This window comes from Massilia sp. HP4 (assembly GCF_005222695.1).
Classification (GTDB): Bacteria; Pseudomonadota; Gammaproteobacteria; order Burkholderiales; family Burkholderiaceae_D; genus Telluria.
Genome location: NZ_STGG01000069.1, coordinates 33,223 through 45,253 on the forward strand (window position 1 = coordinate 33,223; position 12,031 = coordinate 45,253).

The following is a 12,031-nucleotide window of genomic DNA, read 5'->3' on the forward strand; positions in this document are numbered from 1 at the left end:
GTGTAATGCAGACTGCCATCGACAAGATCCGCGAACTGCGCGCGCTGCACGAAGACGGCTTGCTGAGCCGTCAGGAATTCGACCTGCGCAAGAACGCGATCCTGGATGCCGCCTATACGCCGGCCGAACGCGCGGCCGAAGGCGCTGCCGGGCAGGCGGCAGGGGCCGATGCTGGACCAGGGGCACCCCTCGCGCGCCCCGGTACCGAGATCGGCCTGATGGCGGGCCAGGAAATCGGCCCGCAAACCCGCCGCTACCGGCTCGAGCGCCTGATCGCCCACGGCGGCATGGGGCAGGTGTGGCAGGCGACCGACCTCGCCACCCACGCCGAGCTGGGTCACAGCGCCCAGGTCGCGCTCAAGATCCTGCCGCCGCACCTGACCCAGGCCGCGAGCCACGCCAAGCTGCTGATCCAGGAAGCCACGCGCGCGCGGCGCCTGGCCCACGAGCACATCGTGCGTGTCTATGAATGGGCCCAGGATCCGGCTACGTCCAGCTACTTCATCATCATGGAATACCTGGAGGGTGAGGACCTCGATGCGGTGCTGGCGCGGGCGTTGGAGAAAGATGAGCGTCTACCCCTGGACCGCGTGCTGGCGCTGCTCGACCCGGTGGCCGACGCCCTCGACCATGCCTGGGACAAGCACCGCCTGGTCCACCGCGACATCAAGCCCGGCAATGTCTTCGTCACGTGCAACGGCGAGGTGAAGCTGCTCGATTTCGGCATCGCCGCGCGCGCCCGCGCCAGCGGCGGCATGTCGCCGCTCGATGCGCCGGCCACTTCCGGCACCGCCGGCTACCGCGCGCCCGAAGCGGCCAGCGAGGGCGTGGTGCCGGAACCGACGCTCGATGTGTACGCGGTCTCGGTCATGATCCACCAGCTCCTGACCGGCGTGCTGCCGGGCGAGCCTGGTGGCAAGGTGCCCGCAACCCTGGGCGCGCGCCAGTGGGAAGTGCTGCGCAGCGGCTTCGGCCGCGATCCGGCGGCGCGGCCGGGCACTGTGCGAGCGCTGCTGGCCGCGATCCGCGCCGCGGCCGGTCCGTCGGCCGAGGAGCTGGCCGCGCAGGAGGCGGCGCGCCGCGTCGAGCAAGAGAAGGAAGCGCGCGAACTGGCCGCGCGCCGCAAGGTAGAGGCCGAAGCCGCCGCGGCCGCCCAGGCCAGGCTCGATGAACAGCGCCGCATCCAGCTGCGCGAACAGCAGCGGCGCGAACGCGCGGCGGCCGAGGAAGCGCGGCAGGCGCGCAAGGAATTGCTGCGCCAGCAGTTGCTGGCCAAGCGCGACGAAGAAGTCGCCAAGACCCAGGCTGCCAAGGAAGAGGCGGCCCGCAAGGTGGCCCAGGCCAAGGCCGCCGCAGCGTATCTCGCGCAGCAGAAAAAGGCGAAGGAAGAGCCGGGGCAAAGCGCCGGCGCTGCACGAGCGGCAGAAACGGCGGTGGTCGAGCCGCCCGCGCCCGCCATGCCCGCCGCCGACGCCCACGGCATCCTGCAAGACCCCTTCCTCGACGGCAGCGGCAGCGGCCCGGCCATGGTCCTGATCGAGGCCGGCCGTTTCGAGATGGGCTCCCCGGAACACGAGCGCCGCATCGCAATGGCGGCCGGCTCGCAAAAGAACTGGATCGCGCGCGAAACCCCGCAGCACTGGGTCGGCATCGAGCGTCCGTTCGCCATGGGCCGCTATCCGGTCACGGTCGCCGAGTGGCGCGCCTTCGTGCAGGCGAGTGGCTGGCAGCAGCACGGCGAGGTGGATTGGGAATCGCCCGGCTTCCCGCAGCTCGACACGCATCCGGTGGTCGGCGTGACCTGGTTCGACGCGCTGCAATTCGTGGCCTGGCTGACCGAGGCCACCGGCAAGCGCTACCGCCTGCCGAGCGAGGCTGAGTGGGAATACGCTTGCCGTGCCGGCAGCAAGACCGCATTCAACGTCGGCGACACGATCGCGACCACCCAGGCCAATTTCGACGGCAGCTTCACCTATAACGGCGGCCCACGCGGCGAGTTCCGCCACGGCACCACGTCGGTCGACCTCTTCGCGTCCAATGCATGGGGCCTGCACGATATGCATGGCAATGTCTGGGAATGGGTGCAGGACGTGGTGCACGACAATTATGAAGGCGCCCCGGCGGACGGCAGCGCCTGGGAAGTGGGCGGCGACCAGGTGCGGCGCATCCTGCGCGGCGGTTCCTGGCTGTACAACCCGCGCTACCTGCGCTCGGCGCTGCGCAACGGCTTCTCGGCCGTGCTGTCGAACGATATCGTGGGCTTCCGGGTGGTGCGCGAGCTCTGACTTCGGTGTACAGTCGAGCATTGCCTCTTTAACCAGGACCAAGCCATGGCCATCGCGCACCTGTTCAAATCCCACGATAAAGACCTGGGCGGCGGCTTCACCGTGCGCCGCATCCTGCCGGCGGCGGCCAGGCAATCGGTAGGGCCGTTCCTGTTCTTCGACCATATGGGGCCGGTCGAAGCCGCGCCCGGCACGCGCCATGACGTACGTCCGCACCCGCACATCGGCCTGGCGACGGTGACGTACCTGTTCGAAGGCGCGATCATGCATCGCGACAGCCTGGGCACCGAGCAGCGCATCGAGCCCGGCGCGATCAACTGGATGACGGCCGGCAGTGGCATCGTGCACTCCGAGCGCACCCCCGAAGACCTGCTCGAGCGCACGCGCCGTACCCACGGCCTGCAACTGTGGGCCGCGCTGCCGCGCGAGCACGAGGAAGCGCCGGCCGCCTTCAGCCATACCCCGGCCGACCAGATCCCCGAAGTCTCGCTCGATGGCGTCAAGGTCAGGGTGCTGGTCGGCACGGCGCTGGGCAAGACCTCGCCGGTGCCGACCTTCGCCGAGACCTTGTACCTCGACGTGCACCTGGACGCCGGCGCCGCGATCGAGCTCGACAAGCTGCCCGAGGAAGCCGCGCTGTACGCGCCGTTCGGCGCCATCGAGGTCGACGGCGAGCCGATCGCCGCCAACACGATGGCCATGCTCGAGCCGGGCGCCGCGGTGCGGGTGAGCTCGGGCGAAGGCGCGCGCTTCGTCGTGATCGGCGGCGCGCCGCTCGACGGCAAGCGCTTCATCTTCTGGAATTTCGTATCGAGCAGCCGCGAGCGTCTCGAGCAGGCGGCGCGCGATTGGGACGAAGACCGCTTCGTGCCGGTGCCTGGCGAAACCGAACGCATCCCTCTGCCGCCGCTGCCGTCGGCGTGGCGCACTGGCTGACCCCGTGACTGATTGCCGCACTGCCAGCACTCGCAAGGCCGCATGAGAAGGCGTAAGCTGGCATCACCAACGTGGGTTCATTACGCGAGGTGATGCCATGAAGATTCCTGAACACCTGCGGGCGCCAGCGATCGTGTTCGCCCTGCAAGCAGCACTATTGGCCGGCGCGGCGCTGGTCTTCCTGATCCTGATACCGCCCCACGGTTGAACGCCGGCCCGCAAGGGCCGGGCGTCAGGCGTTGAGTTCGGCGGTAAGCACGTGGCTGCGATACGCGTCGCCGCCACGTGGGCCGGCTTGCGCCTCGGGATAGGCCTGCGCCACGAAGCGCGCCCCGATGCCCAGGCCGGAGGGCTGCAGGCGGCCCAGCCCGGCTTCTGGCGCGAGCGGGGTTTCGCGGCCGCTGCTGCGGTCAATCTGCCAGAAACCGCCGTCGCGGTGGAACAGCAGCGGCAGCGCCGCGGCGCGCGGCATGCTGGACGGTTGCTGGGGAGTGCGAACGCCGGGCATGCAATCGGGCGCCATCACATAGAAGCATTCGGCGCGCGCGCCGGCATCGAGCCGGTGCAACACCACCGCGTGCGCCATCACGGCCGTCACCTCGAGCGTGACGATGCCCTTGATGCTGGCGGTCAGTTCGATCTTCATGCCGAGCCGTAGCTGCACCGGCATGTGCTTGCCGGGCCAGACGCCGTCGAGCAGCAGGCCGAAGCGCGACACGTCCTCGATCTCGAAGCCGTGGCGGCTGCGGCGGATGATGGCATGCCGCCCAGACAGGCGGCGCGTCAGGCCGCCGTATTCCATGCCAGCCTCGCCGTGGTGGGCCAGCAGCAATTCGGCTTCGGGCGCGATGGTTTCGAAGCGGCCCAGCACGCACTCGTCGAGCGCGAACAGGCGCACGTGGCGCTGGGTGGCGGAATCGGCCTCGGCATGCACCAGGCAGCCGGCGCTGGCCGGGCAGGGGTGCAGCGCCGCTGCGACCGGCATGTCGATCTCGATCAGGTCTTCGTCCCAGGCGATGGTCGACATGCCGAGGTCGATCTTGCCGCTGCCGCCGTCCAGGTTGAGCTGGGCGATCGAGGCGTTGCGGGCATTGACGTCGATGTCGATCCGGCCGCCGCCAGGGGCATTCACGCGCGCGATGCCGGCGTCGTCGGCCGTCACCCGCACGTTCTTGTGGGTGGCGAGGAAGGTCTGGTGAATCTCGCCCAGGCTGGCGTCCTGGCGCGGCACCAGGATCACGGGCGAGCAGGTCCAGGTGCGGCCCGCGTCTTGCGCATGCGGGTGGCGGCTGTGCAGCTCGACCTCGATCCGGTACTGGCCGTGCTCCAGGCCGCGCGAGGAAAATTCGAGGAAGAGCGGGCGCCAGTCGCCGCGCGAGGTGCGCTGGAAACCGTAGCTTTCGCCGCCGTGCAGGCGCAGCGCCGAACGCACCAGCATGCGCACCTCGGGTGCGCAATCCATCGGCATGCCGCGCAGCTCGAGGCGGATCGCCTGGCGGCCACCGGCGGCGCGCGGGTCGAAACCGCTGATGTGCAGCTGGGGGCGTTGCAGGTGGACTGTTCGCTCGACCGGCCTTGGGGAGATGTCGGTATTGCGCCGGCTGCGCAGGGCGGCGATGGCGTCGAAGCTCGACGGCAGGCCGGCCGCCGCGGGCAGCGCGACCGCCACCGGCGCCGCTACAGCTTCGGCCTCGGGCTGGGCATGCCCGTGCGCGCACATGGCGTCGCCGGGCAAGACCCAGACGGTGCAGTGCGGATGCGCGGGATTGCGGCAGCGATTCATGTCAGCTTGACAAGTTGAAAAATGGTCGAAATAAACATTGCTAGCTTACGCTGTTTTTGGACCGCGCGGCGCACCGAGCGCGTTGATTAACAACATTATTTTCGAAAAGCATTACTTTTGGTGGTGGCTGTTGGATGGAAGGACGCTAGCCACGAACGGCCTCGACCGGCAGCACGGTTTCATCCGCGTGGCGCGCCAGCGGACGCAGCACCAGGGCCGTCAGGTTGTCGGGCTGGAGCCCCGGCGGCGGATCGTTTTCGAGCAGGCCGAACAGGCGTTCGACCAGGGTCGCCGCATCCGGCGCGCCGCCCATCAGCGCGGGCCAGCCGGCGACGAAACCATCCGGTTGGGTGCACGACCAGAAGCCGTCGGTGGCCAGCAGGTAGGCCGTGCCCTGCCGCAGCGGCAGTGGACGGCGGTCGGCCAGGTGACCCAGCCAGCACGGCAGGTTACGCGGCGTCAGGGCGAACAGCGGGTCGGACAGGCGCGCCGGGTCGGCGAAGGCATTGCCAAGGATGAAAGCCTGGGCGATCTGCGGCGCATGGCGTCCGTGCACCTGGCGCCACCAGCCCGCTTCGTCGAGGCGGCCGGCAAGGGCGGCGACGGTGGCCGGCACATGGTCGACAGTCAGGGGAGTCGCGTGCATGGCGTCGAGTTCATACAGGCGCGAATCGCCTACATGGTAGAGCAGCGGCGCGCCGGCCGGCGGCAGTTCGAGCAGGGTCAGGGTGGTGCCGGGCCGCACCGCGCCGGCGCCCTCCGGCGCAAAGCGTGCCTGCAGGCCGGCGTGGACGGCGTCCAGCCGTTCCGCCAGCTCGTCGAGCGTGGCGCAGGGCGCCATGTCCAGCAAGGCTGCGGCCAGGGCTTCGGCCGCTTCGCGTCCGTGGCCATGGCCGCCCATGCCGTCCAGTACCGCCAGCCGGCCGTGGTTCGCCGGCCACCCGTCCACGGTGACGCAAACCGGCTGCTGGTCGTGCAGGCGGCAGGCGCGACCGTCGAAATCGATGACGACGAAATTGTCCTGGTTTTCGGCGCGGGTGGATGGGCCGCAACCGACACGGCTGGCGACCGCGACATCGAACCAGGGGGCGAAACGGAAATCGGCGAGGGTGACTGGCATTGGCAAAATGGTCAGGTGAGTGCCGACACTGTACTACTTAGTCAGAGGCATCGATGGTTCGATTAGATGGGGTTTTTCCTGCCGCCGGTCATCAATGCCAGGGCATTGAGCGCGACGCAGGCGCCCGCGGCGGCGAGGGCGGCGCGCACGCCCCAGGCGTCGGCTACCAGGCCCCAGAACACGCTGCCGAGCGCGTACCCGCCGGACATCACGAACAGGTAGATCGACAGCGTGCGCGCGCGGACCTCGGCCGGGAACGACAGCTGGGCGGCCGCGTTCAGGGTCGAGACGGTGGTGGACCAGGCCATGCCGCCACAGACGATCAAGGGCACCAGCAGGGCGAGCGAGCGCAGGTGCGGCATGGCCAGCAGCATGAGGCCATACACCAGCAAGGCGCCGGCCAAGAGGCCCGTGCGGTCGACCCGGGCCCGCACCTGCGGCAGGAAGAAGGCGGCCAGTACCGCGCCGCCGCCCAGGCAGCCCATCAGGATGCCGTACACGCCGGCGCGCAGGTGCAGCACTTCGCGCACGAACACCGGCAGCAGGCTGGCGAAGGCGATGGTGGCGAAGAACACCGAGCACACATTGCGCAGGATGCGGCGATAGCGCGGGCAGCCGAAGGCGGTGGCGACGCCCTGGCGGAAGCGCTGTGCAAAACCTTCGCGCACGACCGGCTGCGGCTCGCCCTCGCGCCACCAGTGCCAGTACACGGCCAGCAGGCCGGCGAACGAGACGGCATTGGCGAGGAACAGGGCGCCGGCCCCGATCCAGCCGAACAGCAGGCCGCCCAGCGCCGGGCCGAGGATGGCGGACAGGTTGTACGACAGATTGTTGAGCGTGGCGGCGGCTTCGACCTCGTCGGGCTCGACCAGGCTGCCGATCGCCGCCTGCCAGGCCGGCCAGAGGAAGGCGGTGCCGATGCCCAGGCAGAAGGTGATCGCCAGCACCGGGCCGCTGGAGACCTTGCCGGTCCAGACCAGCACCGCCATCGCGGCGGCGCACAGGGCATTGAACAGGTTACAGAAGAACAGGAACTTGGGCCGGTGCACGGCATCGGCCAGCACCCCGGCGAGCAGCGCGAACAGGAAGACCGGCGCATAGGTCGCGGTCTGCACCAGCGAGGTGATCGAGGCCGATTGCGACAGCGAGGCCACCAGCCAGGCGGCGGCGAAGGTCTGGACCCAGGTGCCGAGGTTCGAGACCATGTTCGCGAGCCAGATGCGGCGGTAGCGGGCATGGCGCAGCGGCTGGGTGAGGGGGACCTTGCGGCGTTTATGGGCCGTGCCGGCGGCAGGGTGGAAAAAGGCGAGGAAGCTGGCTTTCGGCATGGTCCACCATGGTAGGACGGGGCCATCGTAGTCGTCAATAAAATTGCATTATGGAAAATCAACGCTGTGGTATGTTTACGTCCCACGCAACACTGTCAATACATGCCATGGACATCCGGCCGCTGGTCGACACCGATATTCCGACGCTCGCACCCGCCATTGCAGCCTTGCTGCGCGAGCTGGCGCTGGAGTTCATCGTCCACGAATCGACGCGCGAAGGGGCCGCGACCTTCCTGGCCGAGAACGACCAGATGGGCGTGCGTAAATTCCTGGCCCTGGGGCATGTGTATCACGTGGCGCTCGACGACGGACAGCTGGCCGGCTTCATCGCGATCCGTGACAACAGCCATCTGTTCCACTTGTTCGTGGGCAAGCGCTGGCAGGGGCAGGGCCTGGCGCGCAAGCTGTGGAGCGTGGCGCGGGCGGCGGCCATCGCGCGCGGCGGCGACGGCAATTTCACGGTCAACTCGTCGAACCATGGGGTGCCGGCCTACGAGGCGTTCGGCTTCGTGCGGGTCGGGCCGACGCAGTGCGTGAAGGGGATGTATTTCAATCCGATGCGCCTGGGGTGGGCGGACGACGTCCACGATTGAGACGCCATGCCGCCCCGCTGGCGCGCTATCGGATGCCGGTTACCGGACGCGGTCCAGTTTCCTGCGGCGCCGTGCCCAGCCCAACATGCCGGCGCCGAGCAGCAGCATCGGCGTCGTTCCGGGTTCCGGCACCTCGCCGGCGGGCGCTTCCAGGACGAACGAGAGATTGTCGGCATAGCCGTCGTTGTCGCCCGAAACGAGACGCTCCATCGACAGCCAGAAGGACAGCTTGCGCGTGCCCGCCGGCATGAATCCTTCTGCTTCGCGATAGAACAGGCCGGTCTGGTTGTTGCGATCCTGCGGCGTCACGGGGCCAAGGGCCGAGCTGCCGATTTCATTGTCCAATTCGTCAAGAAACTGTACATAAAACAGTGCATTGTCGCCTTGGTTGCTCCAGCCACCGAGCCATCCTGTCAAGGAATAGGAAATAGTTCTTGCGGTCGCCGCCCCGAAGTCGAGGGTCTGGTAGGCCGCGGCATACTGGCCGACCCCGGCGAACATCTTCGCGCCGCGGTCGACCGGTCCCGGCTGGGTGGGCAGCACCCAGTTGCTGCCATAGTCCACCGACTGGAACATATCGTAGCCGGCATAGCCGGTCCAGCCGGCGACGCCGGCCTCGGCGTCGCCATTGACGACCAGGTTGTCGCCATAGACGACTGCGGCCTGGCTGCCGCACGCCGCGGCAAGCAGCGCCGCGCCAACTAGAAATTGCCATTTCATGAAAGTCTCCTTATCGGGTTCAATTGATGCGGTATTGGTCGAGTTGTGCCGCGCCCTGCAGCGCCGGATCGCTGATCGACGGCAAGCCGTTTTCCAGGTGGCCGGCGAAGCGCCGCAGCCAGCCCGGCAGTCCGTTCACGCGCAGGCTGTAGTCGTACCAGTTGCGGCTCGACGCCAGGGGCAACCGTAGGGTGCTGCGCGAGCGTGCCACGACGCGCACTTCGGTGGGCCGGTTCGAGGCGTACTTGTTGGCGGCCAGGCTGAATACGCACGGCTGCGCGCCGTCGTTGACCAGCTCGATCACCAGGTCGCCGGCCTTGCGGTCGGCGCGCAGGATCAACCCCGGCGCGGCCGCATTGCCACCGCGCCGCACATCGCCTGCCACGTGGCGATGGAAGCCGTTCGGTCCCAGCACCCAGAGGTCGTAGAGCGATGCGGTGCTCCAGCGGCCCTTCAACTGCTTGCCTGCTTCGACGGTGTAGCGGCGCGGGATCCGGTCCAGGGCCAGGCGGTCGTAGACATGGAATACCGCACCGGCTTCGCCGGCATTCTCGAACGTGAGCTCCACCTGGCCGCCGCCAGTCGGTACGTGTGCCTGCACCTGGAGTTCATACGGCAAGGCCCGTGCCGGACGTACACCGGCAAGCTGCACCGGCGCCGCCAGCGACGCTGGCGTGGCCGGCACTTTCGTGTTGGGCAGGCCAAGCGCCATCGCGCGCCGCGCGGCGGTTTCGGGCAGCAGCTGCTCGAAACCGCTGTCCGGCGGATTGACGAAGTCGAAACACGACAGCAGGTCGCCGCTCACCGCGCGCCGCCACTGGCTGATCAAGGGCTCTCGCACGCCGAACCGCGCCTCGATGAAGCGCACGACCGATGAATGGTCGAAGACCTGCGAGTTGACCCAGCCGCCCTTGGACCAGGGCGAGATGACGTACATCGGAACGCGCGGCCCCAGTCCGTAGGGGCGATGCAGCGTGCGCGGATCGGCGCCGTTGAGGACGTGATGGTATTCGCCGCTGGTATCGACGGTCGACGCGCCCGCCACCCGCGCCTGGGCTGGGTCGCTGCTGTAGGTCTCGTACGCTGGCACCGACGGCGGCGGCATGTGGTCGAAGAAGCCGTCGTTCTCGTCGAAGTTGACGAGGAAGACAGTCTTGCTCCAGCTCTCGGGATTGGCCGTCAGGGCGTCCAGTACGCGTGCGATATAGTCGGCGCCCGAGGCCGGGCTCGACGGACCAGGATGTTCCGAGCCTTCGGCAGTGGCGACCACCCAGCTCACCTGCGGCAGGCGGTTGGCCAGCACGTCTGCCTTGAGCAGGTCGAGGTCGCGCGTGCTGACGCCGCGCTCGCGCAGCGCCGGCGCGTGGCCCGGACGCCCGTACCACGCGTTGCGAAAGCTCCGGAAACCGGCCAGCGGATTGTCGGTGAAGTTGTCCGCCATGTTCTGGTAGACCTGCCACGTGATGCCTGCGGCCTGCAGGCGCTCCGGATAGGTGGTCCACAGGTAGTCGGTGGATGGATCGGGATTGAAGTTGTCGTGGCTGTTGTCGGTCGACGGACCGCCGGCTCTGGCCAGCGGGTCGTTGTGGCCGCTGAACAGGAACAGCCGGTTGGTGTTGGTGCCGGTCTGCGTGGCGCAGTGATAATGGTCGCAGATCGTGAAGGCGCGCGCGAGCGCGAACTGGAACGGCACGTCGGCCTCGGCGTAGTAGCCCATTGAATGGTTTTGCTTGGCCGCGCACCAGTCGTTCATGCGGCCGCTATCCCAGGCCAGCTGCGCGTCCAGCCAGGCATGGGGCGTCCCGGCGACACGGATGACCGGGAAGTCCTGCACCGTATTGAGGCGGAATGGCGCGATCGGGCGGCTCTGCGGCCAGTTCGGACGACCGGGCACAGGCGCGCCTCCAACGCTTTTCTGGACGAAGACCGATTTGCGGCTGAAGAGGTTCTGGCGGTCCATCACCGGAATCGGGAACGGATCGCCAAATCCGCGCACGCCTTCCATCGTGCCGAAGTAGTGGTCGAAGCTGCGGTTTTCCTGGGTCAGTACGACGATGTGCTCGACGTCCTGCAGGCTGCGAGTGCGCTGGTTGGCGGGCAGGGCCAGTGCCCGCTGGATGGCCGGCGGGAAGGTGGCGAGCACCGCGCTGGCGCCGGCGGCCTGCGCCAGGGTACCAAGAAAGTCGCGACGGCTCACGCGCGCACCTGCAGGCTGGCTGATGCGAGGTCGAATGGTTGCATGTGATGGCTCCGGGTCGGGTTAAGGGAAGACGACGAGACTTGCGCACGCCGAACCAAAGCTTATGTATTGACGATGAAATGTTGATGACAATCTAACGATTGAGCGCGAAAAGCGTAATCTGGTTGGCAAGGTCGCGTCTGTCGAAAGGATGTATTCAGCGGTGTTTCGGCTTTGCCGACGCATCATGTACAGTGTCGTCTGGTTGGGCCGCTTGACTCGCGCGCGGCATCGCCGACCGTTTGCCCGGACCAATCACGCTATTTCATGACTATCGAGTTGATACTGGCAGCGGCCAGGAGTTTCTTGTTCGTGCTGGTAACGATGCTGCCGATCCTGAATCCGGCCGCCACCGCGCCGATTTTCCTGAGCATGACCGAAGGCGCGTCGCCCGCGACCCGCGCGCTGCTGGCGCGCCGCATCGCGCGCAATATGTTCTGGCTGATGACGGGCTCGATGCTGATCGGATCATATGTACTCGACTTCTTCGGCATCTCGCTGCCCATCGTCCGCGTTGGCGGCGGCCTGATCCTGGCATCGGTCGCATGGCGCCTGCTGGGCGCCACCCCGACCACGCTGGACAGCCGGACCGCCCTGGCCGAAGCCTATACGCCCGACCATGCGCACCGCCAGGCCTTCTATCCCCTGACTTTCCCGATCAGCTGCGGACCGGCCTCGATCGCCGTCGCCATCACGGTGGGCGTGGCCCTGCACGACGTGCAGATCGTGGTCTCGCTGGCGCGCATGGGCGGCGCATTGATGGCGCTGGCGCTGATCGGCGTGCTGATCTACCTGGCGTTCCGCTATGGCGAGCATCTGCTGCGCCTGATCGGCGAAGCGGGGACGGCCGTGTTCCTGCGCCTGACGGCCTTCATCCTGCTGTGCCTCGGGGTGCAGATCGTGTGGGACGGCCTGCGCGAACTGCTGCTCGAGGTGACGTCGGTGCCGGTGCACCTGGCGGCGCTGCGGGCGATCGCTGGATAGAATTGGTGAGCGTGGGGGCCGGCCGGCTCGCTATACTGCTTGT

The 12,031-nt window shown here is 67.9% G+C and carries 9 protein-coding genes; 4 read left to right on the top strand and 5 right to left on the bottom strand.

Going from position 1 to position 12,031, the window contains the following annotated elements:
• The first annotated feature begins 5 nt into the window (after positions 1-5).
• On the top strand, positions 6-2,285 hold the full coding sequence (locus tag E8M83_RS24310; protein ID WP_137175927.1) for a bifunctional serine/threonine-protein kinase/formylglycine-generating enzyme family protein: 2,280 nt from the start codon (positions 6-8) through the stop codon (positions 2,283-2,285).
• 45 nt (positions 2,286-2,330) lie between these two features.
• Complete coding sequence (locus E8M83_RS24315; RefSeq protein ID WP_137175928.1) at positions 2,331-3,221, top strand: pirin family protein; 891 nt, start codon at positions 2,331-2,333, stop codon at positions 3,219-3,221.
• Positions 3,222-3,453: 232 nt separating this feature from the next.
• On the opposite strand, the gene E8M83_RS24320 is transcribed toward E8M83_RS24315, so the two are convergent.
• From E8M83_RS24320 to E8M83_RS24330, 3 genes are all read right to left on the bottom strand, one after another.
• On the bottom strand, positions 3,454-5,004 hold the full coding sequence (locus E8M83_RS24320) for an FHA domain-containing protein (RefSeq protein WP_137175929.1): 1,551 nt from the start codon (positions 5,002-5,004) through the stop codon (positions 3,454-3,456).
• Positions 5,005-5,149: 145 nt separating this feature from the next.
• Complete coding sequence (locus E8M83_RS24325) at positions 5,150-6,124, bottom strand: PP2C family serine/threonine-protein phosphatase (protein WP_137175930.1); 975 nt, start codon at positions 6,122-6,124, stop codon at positions 5,150-5,152.
• A 62-nt stretch (positions 6,125-6,186) separates the two neighbouring features.
• A complete protein-coding gene (locus tag E8M83_RS24330) occupies positions 6,187-7,452 on the bottom strand; it encodes an MFS transporter (RefSeq protein WP_137175931.1) in 1,266 nt (421 codons plus the stop codon).
• A 107-nt stretch (positions 7,453-7,559) separates the two neighbouring features.
• On the opposite strand from E8M83_RS24330, the gene E8M83_RS24335 reads away from it, so the two are divergent.
• The gene (locus E8M83_RS24335) at positions 7,560-8,045 is read left to right on the top strand and encodes a GNAT family N-acetyltransferase (RefSeq protein WP_137175932.1); all 486 of its coding nucleotides are present in this window, start codon (positions 7,560-7,562) and stop codon (positions 8,043-8,045) included.
• A gap of 39 nt (positions 8,046-8,084) precedes the next feature.
• On the opposite strand, the gene E8M83_RS24340 is transcribed toward E8M83_RS24335, so the two are convergent.
• Positions 8,085-8,765 carry a PEP-CTERM sorting domain-containing protein gene (locus E8M83_RS24340; RefSeq protein WP_137175933.1) on the bottom strand — a complete coding sequence of 227 codons (681 nt, stop codon included), beginning with the start codon at positions 8,763-8,765 and terminating at the stop codon, positions 8,085-8,087.
• A gap of 19 nt (positions 8,766-8,784) precedes the next feature.
• The gene (locus E8M83_RS24345) at positions 8,785-10,962 is read right to left on the bottom strand and encodes a phosphocholine-specific phospholipase C (protein ID WP_137175934.1); all 2,178 of its coding nucleotides are present in this window, start codon (positions 10,960-10,962) and stop codon (positions 8,785-8,787) included.
• A 309-nt stretch (positions 10,963-11,271) separates the two neighbouring features.
• Between E8M83_RS24345 and E8M83_RS24350 the strand changes: the two genes are divergently transcribed.
• Positions 11,272-11,988: a MarC family protein gene (locus tag E8M83_RS24350; RefSeq protein ID WP_137175935.1), complete on the top strand. Its 717-nt coding sequence runs from the start codon at positions 11,272-11,274 to the stop codon at positions 11,986-11,988.
• The last annotated feature ends 43 nt before the right edge of the window (positions 11,989-12,031 follow it).

Bases quoted from the DNA above. Each gene is read 5' to 3' on its own strand.
- E8M83_RS24330 (WP_137175931.1), bottom strand. From the start codon at position 7,452: ATGCCGAAAGCCAGCTTCCTCGCCTTTTTCCACCCTGCCGCCGGCACG.
- E8M83_RS24310 (WP_137175927.1), top strand. From the start codon at position 6: ATGCAGACTGCCATCGACAAGATCCGCGAACTGCGCGCGCTGCACGAA.
- E8M83_RS24320 (WP_137175929.1), bottom strand. From the start codon at position 5,004: ATGAATCGCTGCCGCAATCCCGCGCATCCGCACTGCACCGTCTGGGTC.
- E8M83_RS24335 (WP_137175932.1), top strand. From the start codon at position 7,560: ATGGACATCCGGCCGCTGGTCGACACCGATATTCCGACGCTCGCACCC.
- E8M83_RS24325 (WP_137175930.1), bottom strand. From the start codon at position 6,124: ATGCCAGTCACCCTCGCCGATTTCCGTTTCGCCCCCTGGTTCGATGTC.
- E8M83_RS24350 (WP_137175935.1), top strand. From the start codon at position 11,272: ATGACTATCGAGTTGATACTGGCAGCGGCCAGGAGTTTCTTGTTCGTG.
- E8M83_RS24340 (WP_137175933.1), bottom strand. From the start codon at position 8,765: ATGAAATGGCAATTTCTAGTTGGCGCGGCGCTGCTTGCCGCGGCGTGC.
- E8M83_RS24315 (WP_137175928.1), top strand. From the start codon at position 2,331: ATGGCCATCGCGCACCTGTTCAAATCCCACGATAAAGACCTGGGCGGC.